Source organism: Sphingomonas sanxanigenens DSM 19645 = NX02 (assembly GCF_000512205.2).
Lineage (GTDB): Bacteria > Pseudomonadota > Alphaproteobacteria > Sphingomonadales > Sphingomonadaceae > Sphingomonas_D > Sphingomonas_D sanxanigenens.
Genome location: NZ_CP006644.1, coordinates 4,899,480 through 4,921,072 on the forward strand (window position 1 = coordinate 4,899,480; position 21,593 = coordinate 4,921,072).

19 protein-coding genes are annotated in these 21,593 nt (G+C 66.3%); 5 read left to right on the plus strand and 14 right to left on the minus strand.

Annotated features, from left to right (window positions below):
- Positions 1 to 45: 45 nt before the first annotated feature.
- Positions 46 to 579 (plus strand): UrcA family protein, encoded by a 534-nt coding sequence (locus NX02_RS22415; RefSeq protein WP_084718034.1) that lies wholly within the window; start codon positions 46 to 48, stop codon positions 577 to 579.
- Positions 580 to 1,001: 422 nt separating this feature from the next.
- Positions 1,002 to 1,349 (plus strand): UrcA family protein, encoded by a 348-nt coding sequence (locus NX02_RS22420; RefSeq protein ID WP_025294403.1) that lies wholly within the window; start codon positions 1,002 to 1,004, stop codon positions 1,347 to 1,349.
- A 109-nt stretch (positions 1,350 to 1,458) separates the two neighbouring features.
- Here the strand turns inward: NX02_RS22420 and NX02_RS22425 are convergent, their stop codons facing one another.
- A complete protein-coding gene (locus NX02_RS22425; RefSeq protein WP_025294404.1) occupies positions 1,459 to 2,241 on the minus strand; it encodes a LytR/AlgR family response regulator transcription factor in 783 nt (260 codons plus the stop codon).
- Positions 2,231 to 3,334: a sensor histidine kinase gene (locus NX02_RS22430; protein WP_025294405.1), complete on the minus strand. Its 1,104-nt coding sequence runs from the start codon at positions 3,332 to 3,334 to the stop codon at positions 2,231 to 2,233. The genes NX02_RS22425 and NX02_RS22430 overlap by 11 nt, the downstream gene beginning before the upstream one ends.
- 169 nt (positions 3,335 to 3,503) lie before the next feature.
- On the opposite strand from NX02_RS22430, the gene NX02_RS22435 reads away from it, so the two are divergent.
- Both NX02_RS22435 and NX02_RS22440 read left to right on the plus strand, forming a co-directional pair.
- On the plus strand, positions 3,504 to 3,695 hold the full coding sequence (locus tag NX02_RS22435; protein WP_025294406.1) for a hypothetical protein: 192 nt from the start codon (positions 3,504 to 3,506) through the stop codon (positions 3,693 to 3,695).
- 178 nt (positions 3,696 to 3,873) lie between these two features.
- Positions 3,874 to 4,425, plus strand: coding sequence for a hypothetical protein (locus NX02_RS22440; RefSeq protein WP_025294407.1), 552 nt, complete (start codon positions 3,874 to 3,876; stop codon positions 4,423 to 4,425).
- A gap of 178 nt (positions 4,426 to 4,603) precedes the next feature.
- Here the strand turns inward: NX02_RS22440 and NX02_RS22445 are convergent, their stop codons facing one another.
- Complete coding sequence (locus tag NX02_RS22445; protein ID WP_011607925.1) at positions 4,604 to 5,173, minus strand: recombinase family protein; 570 nt, start codon at positions 5,171 to 5,173, stop codon at positions 4,604 to 4,606.
- Between the two features lie 140 nt (positions 5,174 to 5,313).
- Between NX02_RS22445 and NX02_RS22450 the strand changes: the two genes are divergently transcribed.
- Positions 5,314 to 8,283: a Tn3 family transposase gene (locus NX02_RS22450; protein WP_025294408.1), complete on the plus strand. Its 2,970-nt coding sequence runs from the start codon at positions 5,314 to 5,316 to the stop codon at positions 8,281 to 8,283.
- A gap of 62 nt (positions 8,284 to 8,345) precedes the next feature.
- Here the strand turns inward: NX02_RS22450 and NX02_RS22455 are convergent, their stop codons facing one another.
- The 11 genes from NX02_RS22455 to NX02_RS22505 form a co-directional block, all read right to left on the minus strand.
- Positions 8,346 to 9,524 (minus strand): acyl-CoA dehydrogenase, encoded by a 1,179-nt coding sequence (locus NX02_RS22455; protein WP_025294409.1) that lies wholly within the window; start codon positions 9,522 to 9,524, stop codon positions 8,346 to 8,348.
- Positions 9,525 to 9,616: 92 nt separating this feature from the next.
- The gene (gene rutA, locus NX02_RS22460) at positions 9,617 to 10,687 is read right to left on the minus strand and encodes a pyrimidine utilization protein A (RefSeq protein WP_025294410.1); all 1,071 of its coding nucleotides are present in this window, start codon (positions 10,685 to 10,687) and stop codon (positions 9,617 to 9,619) included.
- A gap of 15 nt (positions 10,688 to 10,702) precedes the next feature.
- On the minus strand, positions 10,703 to 11,488 hold the full coding sequence (gene rutD, locus NX02_RS22465) for a pyrimidine utilization protein D (protein ID WP_211258365.1): 786 nt from the start codon (positions 11,486 to 11,488) through the stop codon (positions 10,703 to 10,705).
- A 2-nt stretch (positions 11,489 to 11,490) separates the two neighbouring features.
- The gene (gene rutC / locus NX02_RS22470) at positions 11,491 to 11,871 is read right to left on the minus strand and encodes a pyrimidine utilization protein C (RefSeq protein WP_025294412.1); all 381 of its coding nucleotides are present in this window, start codon (positions 11,869 to 11,871) and stop codon (positions 11,491 to 11,493) included.
- 4 nt (positions 11,872 to 11,875) lie between these two features.
- A complete protein-coding gene (gene rutB / locus NX02_RS22475) occupies positions 11,876 to 12,619 on the minus strand; it encodes a pyrimidine utilization protein B (RefSeq protein ID WP_025294413.1) in 744 nt (247 codons plus the stop codon).
- 51 nt (positions 12,620 to 12,670) lie between these two features.
- Positions 12,671 to 13,591 (minus strand): 4-hydroxybenzoate octaprenyltransferase, encoded by a 921-nt coding sequence (ubiA, locus tag NX02_RS22480; protein ID WP_025294414.1) that lies wholly within the window; start codon positions 13,589 to 13,591, stop codon positions 12,671 to 12,673.
- Positions 13,588 to 14,979: a class II fumarate hydratase gene (gene fumC, locus NX02_RS22485; RefSeq protein ID WP_025294415.1), complete on the minus strand. Its 1,392-nt coding sequence runs from the start codon at positions 14,977 to 14,979 to the stop codon at positions 13,588 to 13,590. Before fumC ends, ubiA begins: the two co-directional genes overlap by 4 nt.
- A 76-nt stretch (positions 14,980 to 15,055) precedes the next feature.
- On the minus strand, positions 15,056 to 15,658 hold the full coding sequence (locus NX02_RS30970; RefSeq protein WP_084718038.1) for a lysozyme inhibitor LprI family protein: 603 nt from the start codon (positions 15,656 to 15,658) through the stop codon (positions 15,056 to 15,058).
- Between the two features lie 129 nt (positions 15,659 to 15,787).
- On the minus strand, positions 15,788 to 17,551 hold the full coding sequence (gene recQ / locus NX02_RS22495; RefSeq protein WP_025294417.1) for a DNA helicase RecQ: 1,764 nt from the start codon (positions 17,549 to 17,551) through the stop codon (positions 15,788 to 15,790).
- Positions 17,552 to 17,615: 64 nt separating this feature from the next.
- On the minus strand, positions 17,616 to 19,661 hold the full coding sequence (locus NX02_RS22500) for a putative bifunctional diguanylate cyclase/phosphodiesterase (protein WP_025294418.1): 2,046 nt from the start codon (positions 19,659 to 19,661) through the stop codon (positions 17,616 to 17,618).
- A gap of 95 nt (positions 19,662 to 19,756) precedes the next feature.
- Positions 19,757 to 21,571, minus strand: a complete 1,815-nt coding sequence (locus NX02_RS22505) for an ABCB family ABC transporter ATP-binding protein/permease (RefSeq protein WP_025294419.1) — start codon at positions 21,569 to 21,571, stop codon at positions 19,757 to 19,759.
- Between the last annotated feature and the right edge of the window lie 22 nt (positions 21,572 to 21,593).

Consider the following 21,593-nt stretch of genomic DNA (forward strand, 5'->3'; position numbering starts at 1 on the left):
TCGCACGCCGCCTTTTTTCTGTAATATCGTTGCACCAGAGACGACATGGGCATTCGATCATGTCGCTGGTCGATGGGGTTGAGGCGTTCGTCGCTCTCCCGCGCGCTCGCCGAACGACACGGCGCCTCCGTCGAAGCCCGGATGAAGCCTCCCTGCCGCCAGCGTAGAGCGCCTCCATCAGGCGCCGAGGCGCCGCGTTCAAGGAGGATCAAGATGTTCTCGTCCATCCGCCGCGCCTCTTTTGCGGTCATCGCAGCCGGCTTCGTCGCCACCCCGGCTTTCGCCACCCCCATCGACGGTGCATTCGAAGCGCGCACCAGCCGCGTCGAACTGGCAGACCTCGATCTGCGTCGCGACGACGACGTCAAGCGCCTGCAGAGCCGCATTCGTTTCGCAGCGACGCATGTCTGCGGGCGGATCGGGCGCACGAGCCTTTCGCAGGCCGCGAAAATTCAGAGCTGCCGGCACGACGCTTTGACCAGCGCCCGCCGTCACGCCGACGAGATCGTCGTCGCCGTCCGCGCCGGCAAGGACCAGCGCCTGGCGGTGCGCGAAAGCCTGCGGGTCATCGCCCGCTGAACCTATCTCCAGACGTGGGGTGTTCGTGTGCGCCCCATGGTCGCCGACCCGGTTGGCCCCGCCCGGCGACGTCCCCGCGCCCCCGGTTCCTTCGAGGAGCCGGGGGCGTTTTTGCGCCTGGCGCGCCGCCGCTTCCGGATGGGCCGGACCAACCGCCGAATCGCGTCATGTCGTTCGTCGATACCCGTTGCGGCGATCACGCCACCGCAACGATTGCCGCATGGCCGTTCGTCTATCCCCGTCGGCCGCCCGTCGCTTCGCCGATCCGCGATGCGGGCCGATCGAAGCTGAACTGATCCGATCGGCGGCCGCGCCTAATCAGGATGTGCGCGGCGGGGCCGGAAGAACGTCCCGAGGCTTTCGGTTCCGCCCGCACCGGCCATCCCCCTTTCGGCCGGCCCACCAGGTTGAGGAGATCGAAGATGACTGCCCGTTTCACGTCGCTTGCGCTGGTCGCGGCCCTGTTCGCCACTAGCGCCACCGCCCCCGCTTCTGCCCAGGCCCCCCGCACCAGGGCCGTTCACACCGGCGATCTCGACCTTTCGACCGACGCCGGCGTCGCGCAGCTCAACAGCCGCATTCGTCGTGCCAGCGTGCAGGTGTGCGGCGGCTATGCCCAGCGCGACCTGTTCGAAGCGAAGCGCGTCGATCGCTGCCGCAAGGAAAGCATCGCGCGCACCACCAGCAGCGTCGAACGCCTCGTGATGAACGCCCGCTCCGGCCAGCGCCAGGCGATGCTGTCGACCATGGACGTCGAAGCCGCGCGCTGAACGCGCCGATGCGCGCCGGCGCGGGCCGCGGCCCCGGATGCCGTGATGATCGAAGAACCCCGGTCCTTCCCTTCGGACTGGGGTTCTTTGTGTCTGCCGCCCCTGCCGCTCAGCGGCCCGCGATCTTCTTGGCGTTCGCCAGATAGGTGCGGCCGATCCGCACCTCCTCGCCATCGACGAGCACCGCATACCAGACGCCCAGCCCGTCATGCCGCAGCCGCTGGATGCGGTTGCGGCGCACGATCGTGGAGCGGTGCAGCCGCACGAACATCGCCGGATCCAGCCGCGCCTCGAGCGCGGTGATCGTCTGGTGCAGCAGGAAGCTGCGGTCGCCCAGCGACAGCCGCATATAATCGCGCTCGGCATCGATGCGCTGGATGTCCGTGGCGGCGATGCGGACCAGTTCGGACCGATGCGGCACCCAGAATTCCTGGGCATAATCCGATAGCTCGGCCGGGCGAAGCGGCGTCACCGGGCGCTGCGCCTCGGCGATGCCGTTGGTGCGGCGCTCTGTAACGCGCGCAACGGCGCGCGAAAGCCGGTCCGGCGCGACCGGCTTCAGCAGATAATCAACGGCTGCCAAGTCGAATGCCTCCACTGCAAAGCCATCAAAGGCGGTGACGAAGATGATCGCCGGCGCGGGCGCTCCGGCGGAAAGCGCGGCTTCGCCCACCCGGCGCGCGACAGTGATGCCGTCGACCTCGGGCATGGCGATATCGAGCAGGATCAGATCGGGCTTGAGCGCGGCGGCCAGGCGCAGCGCGGCGGCGCCATCGCTCGCGGTGCCGACCAGCGACAGCGATTTCTCCGCGGCGCACAGCAGTTGCAGCCGTTCGATCGCCAGCGGCTCGTCATCCACGATCAGCGTGGTCAGCATGTCTTCAGCAGCCATTCTTCACCACCGGCAGCTTGAGCACCGCGGCAAAGCCGCCTTCGGGACGCGCTTCGGCGTCGAGCGTCGCGCGATCGCCGAAGCGGGTCGCGAGCCGGTCACGAACATTGGCGAGGCCGATGCCCGCGCCATGCCCGCCATCGCCACCGGGGCCGTCATCGATCACAGAGAGCACCATCCTGTCCTTGTCCTCGCGCGCCGTGATTGCGATCGTCACTGCGGTGCGCGCGCGCGCCACGCCATATTTCAGGGCGTTCTCGACCAGCGGCTGGAGGATCAGCCCGGGCACGCAGGCGCGCTGCAGGCTTTCGGGAATGTCGATCTCCACACGCAGCCGATCGGGGAAACGCACCCGTTCGATATCAAGATAGAGACGTTGCAGTCGCACCTCTTCCTCAAGCGGCACATCGTCCAGTGGATCGCCGGACAGCGAGGTGCGGTAGAAGGTCGAGAGGTTCATGATCATCGCTTCGGCATCCGCCTTGCGATCGGTCATCACCAGCGACGACAGCGAGTTCAGCGTGTTGAACAGGAAGTGCGGATTGACCTGATAGCGCAGCGAGCGGAGTTCCGCCGCCTGCGCCGCCTGCTGGAAGGCGGCGGCGCGCCGCTCGGCCGCGCGCACCTCCCCGGCATAGGAAATCGCCAGATAGATCGCCGCCCACGCAATCAGGAAGAAATAGCGCTGGATCGCGAGTTCCGCGATCTCCTTCATCATCGATGTTTCGGTGTTCATCGCATGCCCGACTTCATCGAACAGCGACGCCTGATCATAGACGTTGAAGATATAATAGTTGAACGCGGCGATGGCGGCGGCGGCAGGCAGCGCCGCGACGAAGGCGGTGGCGATGCGCGTCCCCAGCGGCCGGTGGTCGACCCGCTTGAGCAGCAGATAGACCACCCAGGTGACGACGATGCCGAACACCGTGACGACGGCGCGGCGGGCCGCCATTTCCGACTGGCTCGGAAAATCCATCACCGCCGCCCGCGTGGTGACGATGATCACGTAGAACAGCCAGAATCCGAGTATGGAATAGAGCGCGACTTCCCGGCTCAAAGCCGGCGGTCGCGCGCGTTCTGAGGGTGCGAGCATGGTTCGTTTCTACCGTAACCGATGCTGAAAATCCGTTGCCGCGCATGGCGCAGGTCGAACGCTCAATGACGTTGGTCGAATCGGGAGCCTTGCGTCTCGCAGCGCCACACCGGAACCCCGGCCACTCGCGCTTTGTTCTTGTCGCAGAGACCAATGCAGGAGAATCGGCATGAACGAGACCAGCACCAGGGATGCCTCGAAGGGCACCACCAAAACCGGCGAAGATGCGCTCGACAAGGCGGTCGAGGATTCCATGGACGCATCGGATCCGCCTGCCATCACCCGGCCGGGCAACACGCATGAACCGGCGGAATCCTCAGGTTTCGACGCGGAGGAGGAAAAACGGCGCAAGGACCGCTGATTATGCTTGATCTTGGATGAAAAGCTGCGATGGAGCGCGGTTCGTCGCAAAACTTGTTGCATCGCAGCAAAATTCATGATGCCTTTCGACCCAGGGGCCGAACGGACGGTTAAGCTTTTGCTCATGGCAATGGCGCAAACTGTTCGGGAGGGGCAGAAGGTCGAAAGGTGAGCGGGTTATGGCAACGAGTGAAAGACCGGCAGACGGCGCGCTGACGCTGGCGGAAATGAAGGAGTTCGCGGCGTTCCCCGCTGCGACGCAGCGCTATATCCGCCGATCGCTGGACGTGGGGCTCGAGCGGTCCGACGCGATGAAGATCTGGTCGCGCGACGTGGTCGAGGCGGCGAGCATCCGGGCGCAGGCGAAGGTCTATGTGCGGCTCGACCATATCCGCCACCTCGTGCCCGACGACAGCGGCCTCGACGCGATCGAGCCCTTCATGGCGCCGCTGGTGACCGTGAGCGCCTTCGATCTGGGGCAGGATCGCCTCGTCGGCTTCGGCGCCTACCGCTTCCTCTACGAACGGCTGATCGGCGCGCAGGTGCGCCCATGGCTGCCCGGCGCGTTTTGCGCGGCGGCGGCGCTGCCGCACCTCCATCCCGAAAAGCGGCGGCTGCTGCTTCAGTCGATCAGCGAGGCGGCGGCGACCGCACCCGGCTGGTCGAACCGGGAACCGGTCTTCTATCCGGAATGGGTCGACAAGGTCGATCTGAACGCGCTGCCGAACTGATCGCTTCGCCGGGCGTCCCCACGCCCGGCATCGATCCGCCGCTCCCCGCAAAGCGCGGGGAAGCGCCCGAACCGCTGCCCCGCCCCGGTAGCCTTGAGGGCATAGCGTGGAAAGTACGCTAAACAACGCTAAGCGAGAACGCATGGCGAACGCTCGATGCGAACGGACGGGCGCTTAATCAGGCGGGCCGTTCGATTCCCATCCTACGCATTTCGCGATAAATGGTCGATCGGCCGATGCCGAGTTGCCGCGCTGCTTCGGTAGGCGAGATACGAGCTTCGACCAGCTTGATGGCCGCATCCACTTTGGACATGTCCAGCGGCTGACGGCCAGGCTGTTTGCCCTTAGCACGGGCGGCGGCAATACCATCTCTGGTTCGCTCAGAAATCAGCCGTCGCTCAAAATGGGCGATGGCCCCAAACACATGGAAGATGAGCTCGCCGGCAGCTGACGAAGTGTCGATCTTTTCTTCAAGGCTCAGGAGCGCGATGCCCTGACCGCGTAGCGTCTCAACCGTGGTGAGAAGTTCGGCAAGCGAGCGCCCAAGCCGATCGAGGCGGACCACCGCCAGCGTGTCACCCTTGCGGGCATAGGCGATTAGCTCAGCCAGACCGGGCCGTTCCATGCTCTTACCTGAAATGACATCGGTGAAGATTTTGATGGCGCCAGCCTTCTCCAGACGCATGGTCTGGCCCGCAACGTCCTGATCGCCGGTGCTGACGCGGGCATAGCCCAGAATATCACCCATGCCGCACGTCTCCCAAACGGTCGTTCTGTGGACGCTATGGAGGGCAGCCGCTGCGCCCCACCCATATCCGTCCACATACTATGTCTCTTTACTCCTCGCTGTCCATAGGCCCAGATGACCTTTTGTGGACAGGAAACGGCATGACGAAGCGCAAGCATCAACTCCTGACCGAGAGCGAACGCGATCAGATACTCGCCATCCCGACCGATCGCGACCATTTGGCCCGGCTCTATACCTTCGAGCCTTCCGATATCGAGATCATCGGCGCGCGACGGGAGCGACGGAACCAGTTGGGCGTGGCGCTGCAACTCGCGCTCCTGCGGCACCCGGGCATCACGCTTGCGCAGTTGATACAGGACAGGGGAGCAATACCCCATGATCTCGCCGCTTTCGTCGCGGAGCAACTTGGTCTGCACGTAACCGAGCTGGCCAACTATGCGGCGCGGGATCAGACAATGACGGATCATGCCCGTGAGCTGGCGGCGCGTTTGGGGCTTCGGGGGCCAACCCGCGCCGATATTCCCTTCATGGTCGAGGCGGCCGCGAGAACGGCATGGGCGACCGACAAGGGGATGACGATTGCGATGGGCGTGGTCACCGCCCTGCGCGAGGCCCGGATTTTGCTGCCGTCCATCTCCACCATCGAACGCGCCAGCAGCGCGGGACGTGCCCGCGCGCGCAAGCAGGCCGCCCACGCCCTGATCGCCGATCTCAGCGCCGAACAGGTCCAGGCCCTCGATCAGCTCTTCGACGCCGCCGGCGGCATGAGCCATCTCGCCTTGCTTAAGACCATCCCCGTCGCGGCCAAGCCCGATCACGTCCGCCAGATCCTCGACCGTCTGAGGCAGGTGCGGAAGATCGGCATTTCCCCCGACGTCGCGGGCCGCATCCACGCGGACCGATTTCGGCAATATGTCAGGGAAGGCCGTGCGTCGCCTGCCTATATGATCGAGCGCTATATTCCCTCCCGGCGACGCGCCACGCTCGTTGCCTTCCTGCTCGATCTTGAAGAACGGCTGACGGACAGCGCCCTGGAGATGGCGGACAAGCTGATCGGCGGCATCTTCACCCGCGCGAAGAACGCCCAGGCGCGCAGCTATGCCGCCACGTCGAAGAACGTGGCCCGGCTGATGCTGATCTTCCGCAGGACGATCGACGCGCTCACCGATGCAGTCGATACTGGCGAAGATCCTATGGAGGTCCTGGATGCCTCAGTAGGATGGCACACCCTCCTGAAGGCCAGACCGGAAGTGGCGACGATCGCGGAAACCGCCAATCTTGATCCGCTGAGGGTCGCGGCCGACCGCTATGCGACGTTGCGCAAGTTCGCCCCTGATCTGCTTGAAGCGCTACAGTTCAGGGCCGGAAAGGGCAGCGCGAAAACGATTGCCGCTATCGAGATGCTGCGCGACCTCAATAGGTCGGGCAAGCGCGATCTGCCTGCCGACGCTCCGATGCCCTTCCGCAAGGAATGGCAGAAAATCGTCATGGGCGATGACGGCAAGATCAATCGGCGGCTCTGGGAAATCGCGACTATCGCGCATCTGCGCAACAAGCTGCGATCCGGTGATGTCTGGGTGGAACGATCGACGGGATACCGCCAGTTTGACAGCTACCTGCTAAGCGAACCGAAGGCCAAGCCGATCGTGTCGGCTCTTGGTCTGCCACCCACAGCCGGCGAATGGCTCGAACAGCGGGGCCGCGAACTGGACTGGCGGCTGAAGAAATTCGCCCGGAGCCTGAAGCGCGACGCTCTGGAGGGTGTGCGATACCGCGACGGCCGCCTCCAGATATCCCCCGTTCGCACGATCGCAACGCCCGACGCCGAAGCCCTGGCCGACCGGCTCGATGCGATGATGCCACGCATCCGTATCACCGAACTGCTACATGAGGTGGCGCAGGAAACTGGCTTTCTTTCGGCGTTCACCAACCTGCGCACCGGCGAGCTATGTCCCAATGAAAATGCGCTGCTCGCCACGATCCTCGCCGACGCCACCAATCTCGGCCTGTCGCGCATGGCCGCCGCGAGCCAGGGCGTCACGCGCGATCAACTCCTATGGACCCATGACGCCTATATCCGCGACGAGAGCTACCGCGCGGCGCTCGCCGTCCTCATCAACGCGCACCACCGCCTGCCATTCTCGCGGGTATGGGGCGACGGCACAACGTCCAGTTCCGATGGTCAGTTCTTCAGGGGCGCGAAGCGCGGCGCATCGGGCGGCGACATCAACGCCCGCTATGGCGTCGATCATGGCTTCAGCTTCTACACCCATGTTTCCGATCAGCGCGGGCCCTACCACGTCAATGTGATCTCGGCCGCCACGCATGAAGCGCCCTATGTCCTCGACGGCCTCATCAGCCATGGCACCGATCTCAGGATCGTCGAGCATTACACCGACACCGGCGGGGCGACCGATCATGTCTTCGCCCTGTGCGCGATGCTGGGATTTCGCTTCTGCCCGCGCCTGCGCGACTTTCCCGACAGGCGGCTTGCGCCGATCGCGCCGGTTTCGGCCTATCCGTCCATCGCCCCGGTGTTGGGCAAGCGTATCCGCACCGACATCATCAATGAACAATGGGACGACGTGCTGCGCCTCGTGGGGTCGATCAAGGCTGGCCACGTCGCGCCGTCGGTCATGCTGCGAAAGCTCGCCGCCTACGAACGGCAGAACCAGCTCGACGTCGCACTACAGGAGATCGGCAAGATCGAACGGACCCTGTTCATGCTGGACTGGCTTGAAAATCCCGATCTGCGCCGGCGATGCCATGCCGGCCTTAACAACAGCGAGCAGCGCCATGCCCTGACGCAAGCGATCTACACCTTCCGCCAGGGCCGCATCATCGACCGCAGCCATGAAGCTCAACAATATCGGGCATCAGGCCTCAACCTAGTCATCGCGGCGATCGTCTATTGGAACACGATCTACATGGCCGACGCCGCCCAGCATCTGCGATCGGCAGCGGCCCCGGTCCCCGATGATCTGCTTGTCCATACGTCGCCGGTTGGCTGGGAGCATATTGCCTTTTCCGGCGATTTCCTCTGGGATCGAGCCGCCGCTTCCGCTGGCCGCAAGGCCCTCAATCTTCCGCCGGACAGCCGCGCCGCCTAAGCGTTCCTCGGTTGTTCTCCCTTAGCGTTGTTTAGCGTACCTTCCACGCTATGCCCTCGCCTTCAGTTGAACGCCTGGATTCCCGTGATCGCGCGTCCGAGGATCAGCGCGTGCACGTCGTGCGTGCCCTCGTAGGTGTTCACCGTCTCCAGATTCACCAGATGGCGGATGACGTGGAATTCGTCGGCGATGCCGTTGCCGCCGTGCATGTCGCGGGCGATGCGTGCGATCTCCAGCGCCTTGCCGCAATTGTTGCGCTTGATCACCGAAATCATCTCGGGCGCCCATGTGCCGGCATCGATGTTGCGCCCCACCGCGAGCGCGGCGCCGAGGCCGAGCGCGATCTCGGTCAGCATGTTGGCCATCTTGAGCTGCGGGATCTGGTTGGCAGCGAGCGGCCGGCCGAACTGCTTGCGATCGAGCTGATACTGCCGCGCGCGCGCCAGGCAATCCTCCGCAGCCCCCATCGATCCCCAAGCGATGCCGTAGCGCGCCTTGTTGAGGCAGCCGAACGGGCCACCGAGGCCGCGCGCGTCGGGCAACCGGTTTTCCGCGGGCACGAACACATCGTCCATCACGATCTCACCGGTGATCGAGGCGCGCAGGCTCATCTTGCCCTCGATCTTGGGCGTGGAGAATCCCGCCATGCCCCGTTCGAGGATGAAGCCGCGGATCACGCCCTCATCATCCTTCGCCCACACCACCGCGATGTCGGCGATCGGCGCGTTGGTGATCCACATTTTGGTGCCTGAGAGGCGGAATCCGCCCTCCACCGAGCGGGCGCGCGTCTTCATGCTGCCCGGATCGGAACCCGCATCGGGCTCGGTCAGCCCGAAGCAGCCGACCAGTTCGCCGGTGGCGAGGCGCGGCAGATATTTCTCGCGCTGCTCCTCGCTGCCATAGGCGTGGATCGGATGCATCACGAGGCTGGACTGCACGCTCATCGCCGAGCGATAGCCCGAATCGACCCGCTCTACCGCGCGCGCGACGAGGCCATAGGCGACGTGGCTGACGCCGGCGCAACCATAGCCGTCGATCGTCGCGCCGAGCAGGCCAAGTTCGCCGAGTTCGGTCATGATCTCGCGGTCGAACCGCTCCTCGCGCGTCGCGCTCAGAACACGCGGCAGCAGCTTGTCCTGCGCATAGGCCTCGGCGGTGTCGCGGACCTGGCGTTCCTCGTCGGTCAGCTGCGCGTCGAGCAGGAATGGATCCTGCCAGTCGAAGGGGGTGAATTGCGCCATACTCTCCCGGCATTCATGTCTGTGGTGCGGCCGGCATCGTCCGGCCCGGATGCCCCCAAATCGCAGGTTTTGCGGCGCGCGCCAAGCCGCGCTCAGGCGGTGACCGCCTTGCGGCTGCGCATCAGCGGCTGGATACGGGCGCCGAAATCCTCGACGCCCTGCACGAAGTCGTCGAAGGTCAGCAGCACGCCGCCGGTGTTGGGCACCGCCGCCATCTCGTCGAGCATGCGCGCGACGCTTTCATAGCTGCCGACCAACGTGCCCATGTTGATGTTCACCGCGCCCTCGGGCGCGGCAAGCTGGCGGACATTGGTGTCCTTGTTATGGGTGTCCTTGGCGCCCTGCTCGGCCAGCCAGGCGATCGCGTCGAGATCGGCGCCGTCATTATAGGCGTTCCAGCGGGCCATCGCGGCCTCGTCGGTCTCCGCGGCGATCACCATGATCAGCACGAACACCGAAACGTCGCGGCCGGTTTTCGCGGTCGCCGCCGCCAGCCGCGCATTGTTGAAGGCGAAGGCGGTCGGCGTGTTGACGCCCTTGCCGAGGCAGAAGGCATAGTCCGCCCACTTCGCCGAGAAGGCGAGCCCATCGTCCGACGAGCCCGCGCAGATGATCTTCATGTCGCCGGTGGGCGTCGGCCGCACCCGGCAATCCTCCATCTGATAGTAGGTGCCCTTGAAGTCGGAGACGCCGGTTTCCCACAGTTCGCGCAGGATGCGGGCATATTCGTCGAGCATCGCGTAGCGGTTGCGGAAATGCTCGTCGCCGGGCCAGATTCCCATCTGGGTGTATTCCGGCGGCTGCCAGCCGGTGATCAGGTTGAGCCCGAAGCGGCCATGGCTGATCGAGTCGATCGTGTTGCACATCCGGGCGGCGAAGGCAGGCGGGATGACCAGCGTGGGGCAGGTCGCGAAGATCTTGATCCGCTCGGTCACCGCCGCGAGCCCTGCCATCAGGGTGAAGCTCTCCAGCCCATATTCCCAGAACTCGGTCTTGCCGCCGAAGCCGCGCAGCTTGATCATCGAGAGGAGGAAATCGAGGCCGTAATGCTCCGCCTTCAGCGCGATCTCCTTGTTGAGATCGAAGCTCGGCATGTATTGCGGCGCGGCCTCCGAGATCAGCCAGCCATTGTTGTTGATGGGGACGAAGACGCCGACCTGCATGTTCGTGGATCTCCGTCAGGTGCCGGGGGTCAAAAAGGGAAGCACCGCGGCGGCAAAGGCCGCGGGCTCGGTGACGTTGCAGGCATGGCCGCCGCGCGGCAACAGCGCGAACTGGCCGTTGGGCAGGCCCTCCGCCAGCGCGCGCGAGGCGCGCCAAGGCACGAGCATATCATCCTCGCTGGCCAGCGCGAGCACGGGCACCATGCAATCTGCCAGCCGATCGGTTTCATCGAACGCCGCGAGCGCGGCGATGCGCCGCTCGACCGTGTCGATCCCCGGAAAGCCGGCGATGATGTGCGCCGCCTCGTCCTCGAGCGCGTCGAAATGCTCGGCGATCCACGCGGCCGGATACAGGAACAGCGGCTGCGCGCGGACATAGGCCTCGACGCCGGTGCCGCGGAGCAGCGCCAGCCGCGTCTCGAAGCACCGCAGAAAATGGCGTTCGGCGCGCGCCCAGCCATTGACCAGCACCAGCCGATCGACCCGCCCAGGCGCCTTCAGCGCCAGCGCGAGCCCTGCGATACCCCCGGCGGCATGGCCGACGATCGCGGCGGAGGCGATACCGAGGCCATCGAGGATGCGCGCCATATCGTCGCCCATCGCCGCCACCGAGGCATCGGGCAGATGCCGATCGCTGCGGCCGGTGCCGCGATGGTCATAGAGGATGACGCGGTGGCGCTCCGCGAGCACCGCCACCTGCGGCGCCCAATAGCCCCCCGAACCGCCGAGGCCGGGCGAGAGCAGCACCGCGGGCGCATCCTCGGCGCCATGAATCTCGACGTGGAGCCCGTCGATCACCACGCTCAAAGATGCGCCACGCTGGCGATCTCGACGAGGCAGTCGGGCTTCACCAATTCGCACTTGATGCAGTAGCGGGCCGGCTTCGCACCCGGAAAATATTCGGCATAGACCGTGTTGAACGCAGCATAATCATCGAGATCCTTGAGGAAGATGTGGTTCATCGCCACGTCCGCCATCGTCGCGCCGGCGGCTTCGAGCGTGATCTTGATCACCTCCAGCACGTGCCGGGTCTGCGCCGCGGCGTCGCCGACATGGAGCACCACCCCGCCCTCGCCCAGCGCCAGCACGCCCGAGACATAGACGGTGTTGCCCGCCTTCGCGCCCGCCGAATAGGGTGCGATCGGCGTCGGGAATTGCGGCGGGTTGATCGGCTCGAACGGCATGAAGCTATCCTTGGCTGTGGTCCGGTCGCCGGGTCTGCCCGATCGCGCCGCAGAAATCCGCGACGGTGGAGACCCAGCCGAAGAATTTCTCGATGTTGTAGACGGCGGCCTGCTGCATCGCCTCCGGCCCCAGATGATGGGTCGCATCCTCCAGCATCACCCCGAAATATTCGAGGTGGAAGCCGTCGCGCAGCGTCGATTCGACGCAGACATTGGTGGCGATGCCGACGAACACGATGTTGCGGATGCCGCGCGCGCGCAGCGTGCTGTCGAGCTGCGAGTTGAAGAAGGCGCTGTAGCGCGTCTTGTGCAGGCGGATGTCGCCCGGCTTGGGCGCCAGCGCATCGACCAGATCATAGTCCCAACCGCCGCGCGCGAGCAGCTTGCCATGCAGGTCGGGCCGCTGACGCATCGTCTTGAGCGCGTTGGACTTGTGCCAGTTGGGCGAGCGCGGGCCGCCCGCCTCGACATAGTCCGCATCCCAGCCATTCTGCAGGAAGATCACCGGCATGCCGGCCGTACGCGCCGCATCGAGCACGGTCGCGATCTTGCCGATCGTGTCGGCGGCACCGGAAATATCGAACCCGGCGAGATCGACATAGCCGCCGGGCGAGGCGTAGGCATTCTGCATGTCGATCACCACCACCGCGGTGTCGGTAGGCGACAGGCGGATGGGGTCGGGACGGGCGGGCAGCATCACCGCATCGGCGGCGGACGATCCCGGAACGGCCAGATCAGGTTGGCTCATGCGCCGAGTGTGGGACAAGCAACACTGCGCCGCAACAGGATTATCGGCGGATCACCCCGCCGCCCCCACCGTCAGGCAGCCGAGGAACATCAGCAGCCCCGCAAAGCGGTTCGAACGGAATTTGGCCAGCGCATCGTCCCCATCCGCCTCGCGCAGCGTCGCAACCTGCCAGGCGAGGTGCAGCGCCACCGGCAGCAACGCCGCGAGCGCCAGCGGTTGCGGCCGCATCGCCCAGATCGCCGCCGCCCACAGGGCGACCGCGCCGAGATAGAAGCCGCCCACCCCGCCGCGGACATGGCTGCCCAGGCGCCGCGCCGAGGACCGGATGCCGACCAGCGCATCATCCTCGCGGTCCTGCAGCGCGTAGATCGTGTCGTAGCCGATCACCCACAGCAGCGCGCCGAGATAGAGCAGCACCATCGGCAGCGGCCGTTCGGGCCAGCCGGTCACCGCCACCCATCCCACCGGCAGTGCCCAGGAAAAGACGATGCCGAGCCAGAGCTGCGGCCACCATGTGATCCGCTTCATGAAGGGATAGGCGGCGACCGGCGCAATGCTGGCGAACGAGACGATCGTCACCGTCAGGCTGTCGAGGCCGACCAGCACGAGAAGCCCCACCGCGCAGAGCATGAACAGCCAGATCCAGGCCGCCTTGAGCGACACCGCGCCGCTGGCGAGCGGGCGGGCGCGGGTACGCGCCACCTGCTGGTCGAGATCGCGGTCGACGATGTCGTTATAGACGCAGCCGGCGCCGCGCATCGCGATCGCGCCGATCAGGATCAGCAGCACGACCGACCATCGTTCCGGCAACCCGCCCGCAAGCGCCATGCCCCAGGCACCCGGCCAGAACAGCAATTGCCAGCCGATCGGCCGATCCAGCCGCGCGAGCAGCCAGTAGGGCCTGAGCGCATCGGGCAGCGCCGCGGTGAAACCGCGATGCTCGCTGTCCGGAACGATGTCGGGCGCGGTCACCGGCCGACCATGGTCTCGGGCCGGACGACGCGATCGAAGGTCGCCTCGTCGACCAGCCCAAGCTCCAGCCCCGCTTCCTTCAGGGTCTGGCCATGATGGTGCGCATGCTTGGCGATCTTCGCAGCATTGTCATAGCCGATCTCGGGCGCGAGCGCGGTGACGAGCATCAGCGAGCGCGCGACGAGGTCGCCGATGCGGCGCTCGTCCGCCTCCATGCCGTCGACGCAGCGCTCGGCGAAGCTGACCATGCCGGTCGCCAGCAGATCGATCGAACGCAGCACCGCGGCACCGATCAGCGGCTTGAACACATTGAGTTCGAGATGCCCCTGCAGGCCGCCGACCGTGACCGCCTGATGGTTGCCGATCACCTGTGCGGCGACCATCGTCAGCATCTCGCACTGGGTGGGGTTGACCTTGCCCGGCATGATCGAGCTGCCCGGTTCATTCTCCGGCAGGATCAGTTCGCCGATGCCCGAACGCGGGCCGGAGCCGAGCAGCCGGATATCGTTGGCGATCTTGGTAAGCGACACGGCGAGGGTCGAAAGCGTGCCCGAGAGGTGGACGAGCGGGTCATGCGAGGCCAGCGCCTCGAACTTGTTCTCCGCGGTGAAGAAGGGCAGCCCGGTGATGTCGGCGATTTCGCGCGCGATCTCCTCATCGAAGCCGGTCGGCGCATTGAGCCCGGTACCGACCGCGGTGCCGCCCTGCGCGAGCTGGCACATGCCGTGCATCACCGCGGGCTCGATGCGCTTCACGTTGCGATAGAGCTGGTTGGCATAGCCGCCGAATTCCTGGCCCAATGTCAGCGGCGTCGCATCCTGCAGATGGGTGCGGCCGATCTTGACGATATCCGCCCACGCGGCCGCCTTGGTGTCGAGCGCGGCGCGCAGCCGCTCGATCGCCGGCATCAGATCGGCGGTCGCGGCGCGCGCCGCGGCGATGTGCAGCGCGGTCGGGAAGCTGTCGTTGGAGGACTGGCCCTTGTTGACATGATCATTGGGATGAACGGGGGATTTGCCGCCGCGCGTGCCGGTCAGCAGCTCGTTGGCGCGGCCGGCGATCACCTCGTTGACGTTCATGTTGCTCTGGGTGCCGCTGCCGGTCTGCCAGATCACCAGCGGGAACTGGTCGTCATGCCGGCCGTCGATCACCTCGGCGGCAGCCTGCTCGATCGCATCGGCCAGCTTCGCGTCCAGCCCATGCTTGCGGTTCACCCGCGCCGCCGCCTGCTTCACGATCGCCAGGCCATGGACGATGCCGATCGGCATCCGCTCCTGCGCGCCAAACGGGAAATTGCCGATCGATCGCTGCGTCTGCGCACCCCAATAGGCGCTCGCGGGCACCTCGATCGGGCCAAAGCTGTCGGTTTCGGTTCGGGTATCGGTCATATGCGCTCTCCGTTTGGCTGGAGGGAGCGGCACCGTTACCCGCACGGCCGGGGGCAAGTCGAGGCCGGACGGCCGGCTATCCGGCCATCGGCTGCAGCTTCACCCGGCGCCGGATCGTCTTGTCGAGCACACAGCTCGGGATCTGGATCCGGTCGATCGATCCGCCCTGCGCCAGCCCCTGGCACTCGGCGTCGCGCGCCTTGATCCAGGCGCGTTCCTCGTCGCGCAGCGCGATCTTGCCCGCCTCGTCGCGCTTGTCCATCGCCGATCGGTAGGCGGCGTTCAGCCGCTCGTCCTGCACCTTGATCTCGTCGGCGATGCACTGCGCCATCGCCGGGGTGACGCCTTTCGCCGCGTCGCCGGTTGCGAGGCAGGTGTCGTAGGCGGGGGAATATTGTTCCTCGATCTGCGCCTGAGTCAGTTCCGGGCCGCCTGCGCCCGGCGTCGGCGTCGGCGTCGGCGTCGGCGCGACGATGTTGGGTTCGGTCTCGTTGATCGATGGGGAAACGCCGCCCGGTTCCGCATCGGCGCCGCCATTGGGCAGCGCCGAACCGTCATTGCCATAGACCTCGGCCACGCCGCTCCCGGCATCCGCCGCCCGGTTGTCGAGCGGCTCGCTGCCGCCGCCCGAACAGGCGGCGAGGATCAGCAAGGGCGTGAGGATGGCAGTACGACGCATTCAGGATCTCCTTCGGGGGTGCCAGCCTAACCCGCGGGGCCGGGCCATGCGAGCGCGCGCGCGATGGAAGGTGCCGGGAGTAAGGGAAATCTGCGCCCCGAGCTTGCGCGGGGAGGATAAAAGGGCACGTCACACAAACGCCCGGATCACGTTGAGAAACGCGTCGCCATAATCATCGAGCTTGCGCGAGCCGACGCCGCTGATCTGGCCCAGCGCCTTGTGCGAGGTCGGCTTGACCTGTGCCATCTCGCGCAACGTCGAATCATGGAAGATCACATAGGGCGGCACGCCGGCGTCCATCGCCAGTTCGCGACGGGCGGCGCGCAGCGCTTCGAACAGCGGATCGCCGACCGGATTGGGCACGGCCCCGCCGCGCTGGCGGCGGCGCTCGGGCCGGGGCGGGAGCACCAGCGCCACCGGCACCTCGCCCTTCAGGATGCCGCGCGCCTCGGGGCCGAATTCCAGCCCGCCATGCTCGCTGGTGCGCAGCGCATCCCGCAGCAGCAGCGCGCGCGAGACCGGTTTCACCAGCGGCGCTTCCTCATCCGTGACGATGTTGAACACCGAAAGCTGGTCATGCCCGCGCTGGCGCACCTTTTCATTGGCCTTGCCAGTCAGCACCGCCTCGATATGGCCGGCGCCGAAGCTCTGGCCGGTGCGATAGACAGCGGAGAGGAACTTGCGCGCCACCTCGGTCGCGTCGATCGCGGCGGGCGGGCTCAGGCAATTGTCGCAATTGCCGCAGCTGGCGGGCGGCGTCTCGCCGAAATGGCGCAGCAGGATGGCGCGGCGGCAGGTGGCGGTCTCGACCAGCGCGCCGAGCGCGGTCAGCCGCGCCCGCTCGCCGGGCTGGCGGTGCGGCTCCACCTCGCCCATGCGCTGGCGGGCCCGGGCGAAATCGTCGGCGCCCCAGAAGAGTTGTGCGACCGCCGGATCGCCGTCTCGCCCCGCACGCCCGGTTTCCTGATAATAGGCCTCGATCGACTTGGGCAGGCCCGCATGGACGACGAAGCGCACGTCGGGTTTGTCGATGCCCATGCCGAACGCGATCGTCGCGACCATGACCATGTCCTCGGAAGCGACGAACTTCGCCTGATTCTCGCGCCGCACCGCCGGGTCGAGCCCGGCATGATAGGGCAGCACCGGCCGCCCCTTGCCCGCCAGTGCCTCCGCGAGCCGCTCCACCCCGGCGCGGGTCTGCGCATAGACGATGCCCGGCCCCGACTGCTCGGCGATGAAATCGGCCACCTGCCGCGTCGTGCTTTCGCGCGGCGCGATCATGTAGCGGATGTTGGGCCGGTCGAACCCGGCGACGATCAGCCCGTCGGCGGGAATGCCGAGCTGGTCGAGGATATCGGCGCGGGTATGTTCGTCGGCGGTGGCGGTCAGCGCCAGCCGGGGCACATCCGGAAAGGCATCCAGCAGCGGGCGCAACAGGCGATAATCGGGGCGGAAATCATGCCCCCATTCGGAAACGCAATGCGCCTCGTCGATCGCGAACAGCGCCAGCGGCGCGCTTGCCAGCAACTGGCGGAAGCCGTCGTTGGAAGCGCGCTCGGGCGCGACATAGAGAAGATCGAGCTCACCGGCGCGATAGCGCGCGATCGTCTCGTTGCGGTCGGCATCGACCGAGGTCAGCGTCGCCGCGCGGATGCCCACCGCCAGTGCGGCGCGAAGCTGGTCGTGCATCAGCGCGATCAGCGGCGAGACGACGACGCACGTGCCGGGCAGCGCGACCGCCGGAAGCTGATAGGTCAGCGATTTGCCGGCGCCGGTCGGCATCACCGCCAATGTCCGGTCGCCAGCCAGCACGCGGTCGACCACCTGGCGCTGCACGCCACGGAAGCCGGGAAAGCCGAAAGTGTCGCGCAGCAGCGCGGTAGGGTCGATCATCGGCGGCTTTATAGACGCGCCGCCGCCATCCGCCACCTCGCCGTGCCGTATACGAACCCCGATGTCAGGCAGCGTCGCTCATCGGGGCGCCGTCATCGAGCTCGATTCCGCCGAGCGGCATCGGCCGCGGCCGGCCGAACAGGAAGCCCTGCACCTCGTCACATCCTTCGCGCACCAGCACGTCGAGCTGTTCGCGCGTCTCGATGCCTTCGGCGAGAACGGGGATCGCAAGGCTGCGCCCCAGCGCCAGGACCGCCCGCACGATCGCCGTCGCCTGCGGACTGACCGCAAGCTCGGAGGTGAAGAAGCGATCGAGCTTGATCTTGTCGAACGGAAAGGCGCGCAGCGTTTCCAGCGACGAATAGCCGGTCCCGAAATCGTCCAGCGCAACGCCGACGCCGAGCGCCTTGATCTGGCCGAGCACCTGCAAGGCGCGTTCACGGTTGGCCATGATCGCGCTTTCCGTCAGTTCGATCTCGAGCCGCTCCGCCGGCAACCCCGTATCGGCGAGGATGCGCTGGAAGACCTGCGGCAGTTCGGCATGAGCGAGTTGCAGCGCCGACACATTGACGGCCACCTTGCTCGGATGCTCCCATTCCACCGCGTCGGCGCAGGCGCGCTGCAGCACCCACTCGCCGAGCGACAGGATGAGGCCATTTTCCTCGGCAACCGGAATGAACACGGAAGGCAGGACCATGCCCCGCTGCGGATGCGTCCAGCGCAGCAAGGCTTCATAACCGGTGACGGCACGGTCTGCGACCGACGCCTGCACCTGATAATAAACTTCGAGCTGGTTCTCGTCGATCGCCTTGCGGAGATCGTTGGCGAGTTCGCGGCGTTCGCGAATCGCCTCATCCAGCGCGCCATCATAATAGCAGGGCGCGCCGATCCCCTCGCACTTCGCGCGATACATCGCGAGATCGGCGTTGTTCGAGAGCACATCCTCCTGCAGCGCGTCGTCCGGATAGACGGCAACACCGATGCTGGCGCCAAGCCGCGCATCGAACTCGCCGAATCGTATCGGCGTGCGCAGCGCGGCATCGATGCGGTCCGCGAAGGCCACGATCTGGCTGCGATCGTCGCACCGGATGAGCGCGACGAACTCGTCGCCGCCCAGCCGGGCCACGACATCCTCGGCGCGAATCGCGCGGCGCAACCGCTCGGCAACCACCATCAGAACGTCATCGCCGGCCTTGTGGCCGTGAAGATCGTTGATCTCCTTGAACCGATCGAGATCGATCGCACACAGCCCGACCCGCTGGCCGTTGGCAGCGGCAACGTCGATCTGGCGGACGAGCCCGGCGTGGAACGCGATGCGGTTGGGCAGGCCGGTCAGTCCGTCGCTCATCGCCATCTGCCGCAGTTCGGCCATCGCATCGTTGCGCGTCTGCTGATCGATCAGCGCGGCGAACACGCCCGCGGCGATCACGACGAGCCCAAGCAACGCGGTCGCGATCGCCAGCGCGCGGACCTGCTCGCCGTCGAGCGGCGCGCTGCTCATCGCCACCGGCGCGATGTGCATCGCCGTCATCGCGACGAAGTGCAGCAGGGCGATGGCGAGCACGATGAGCACGACGCCCGCCGCCATGCGCAGCCGGCCGAACCGGTCGGACTGAAGCGCGAAGAACGCGCCACCGCCGAAGATCGCGGCGCAGCCGATCGCGGCAACGACATAGGCCGCATTCCAGGTCACGATGCCGTCGACCCGATAGGCCGCCATGCCGATGAAATGCATCGCCGAAATCGCGAGCCCGAAGATGGTGCCGCCGATCACCGGCCACGCGCCGCCCTGCCGCCCGGACGCAACCATGAAACCGATGCAGGACCCGACGACCGCGACGATCAGCGATCCGATGGTAAGAACCGGATCGAGGGTGACGGGCGCCTTCGCCTGATAGGCGAGCATGGCGATGAAATGGGTGCACCAGATCGTCGCACCGCCGGCGACCGCGGAGAGGAAGGCCCAGCCGAGCCGTTGCAACCCGAGCGTGCCGATCGCACGCTCGAAAAGCTGGACGATGCTGAACGCGCCGGCGCCACACACGAAAACGGCGAGCACGACCAGCCACGGGTCATGTTCGGTGGCGATACACAAAGCGACGTCGATCATGCGAGCCCTAGTCCCAAGCTGGGCGCGAGCAGATGCCGACGCGCAGGTTTTTACCTCTTGGGCCGCTAAATATTATGAACCAGTTAACCGCAACGTCAAGCGACCGCGATGGCGCGTTCCGCCTGTGTCGCCTGATAATGCCACATGCCGGCATAGACGCCGCCCGCTTCGAGCAATTCGGCATGCGTGCCCTGCTCCGCGACCCGCCCATGATCGAGCACCACGATGCGATCGGCGTCGACGACGGTGGACAGCCTGTGCGCGATGACGATCGTGGTGCGGCCATGCTCGATCGTGGCAAGCGTCGCCTGGATCGCCGCCTCGGTGCCGCTGTCGAGCGCGCTGGTCGCCTCGTCGAGGATCAGGATCGGCGGGTCCTTGAGCAAGGTGCGCGCGATCGCGACGCGCTGCTTTTCGCCGCCCGACAGCTTGAGCCCGCGCTCGCCGACGCGCGTCTCGTAACCCTGGGGCAGCGATTCGATGAAGCGCTCGATCGCCGCCCCGCGCGCCGCCGCGCGGATCGCCTCGGGCGTCGCGCCTTCGCGGCCATAGCCGATGTTGTAGCCGATCGTGTCGTTGAACAGCACCGTATCCTGGGGCACGATGCCGAGCGCGGCGCGCAGCGTTTCCTGGGTGACCTCCGCGATATCCTGCCCGTCGATCAGGATGCGGCCGCCGGTCACGTCGTAGAATCGGAACATGAGCCGTGCCAGCGTCGACTTGCCGGCGCCCGAGGGTCCGACGACGGCAACGGTCGCGCCCGCCGGCACGTCGAGATCGATGCCCTTCAGGATTTCGCGCTCGGGCTCATAGCCGAAGCGGACATTCTCGAAGCAGACATGACCGCGTCGCACCGCCAGCGCCGGCGCGCCGGGCCGGTCGATGACCTCCGCGGGCGCATCGACCAGCGCGAACATGTCGTTCATGTCGATCAGCCCCTGCCGGACGGTCCGATAGACCATGCCGAGCAGGTCGAGGGGGCGGAAGAGCTGCGACAGCAAGGTGTTCACGAGCACGACGTCGCCCGTCGTGAAGCGCCCGACCGACCAGCCCCACACGCTGTAGGCCATCGCGCCGGCCATCATCAGGTTGGTGATGAAGGACTGGCCGATGTTGAGCCAGGCAAGCGACGTCTCGTTGCCGACCGCGGCATCGGCATAGCGGCGGACGGCGTGCGCATAGCGCCGCGCCTCGCGATCCTCCGCGTTGAAATATTTCACCGTCTCGAAATTGAGCAGGCTGTCGACCGCGCGTGCGACCGCACCGGTATCGAGGCGGTTCATTTCCTCGCGCAGCTTCGCCCGCCAGTCGGTGACGAGCCGCGTAAACCAGATGTAGAGGGCGACCATCGCCAGCGTCGCCAGCACCAGCGCGAAACCGAACTTGACCTGGAAGATGATCGCGACGGCGACGAGTTCGATCACCGTTGGCGCGATGTTGAACAGCAGGAAATACAGCATCGTGTCGATGCTCTTGGTGCCGCGCTCTACGACCTTGGTGACCGCGCCCGTGCGGCGTTCGAGATGGAAGCGCAGCGAAAGCTGATGAAGGTGGCGGAACACGCGTTCCGCAAGCCGCATCGTGGCGATCTGGCCGACCCGCTCGAACACGGCGTTGCGAAGATTGTCGAACAGCACGCCGCCGAAGCGAGCGCCGGCATAGGCGATGACCAGCGCCATCGCGAGGCCGACGGCCGGCTGCAGCCCCGGTGCCATCCTGTCGACCGCCGCCTTGTATGCGAAAGGCATCAGCAATGTGGAGGCTTTCGCGACGACGATCAGCGCCATCGCGGCGACGACACGCACCCGCAACGCGCGATCGTCGCGCGGCCAGAGATAGGGCAGGAAGCGTCGGATCGACGCCAGCAGGGGCGGCGTCGGTCGGCTGTCGGTCGCAAGATCCGGGGGCATGGCGCCTCCATGTAGGATCTCG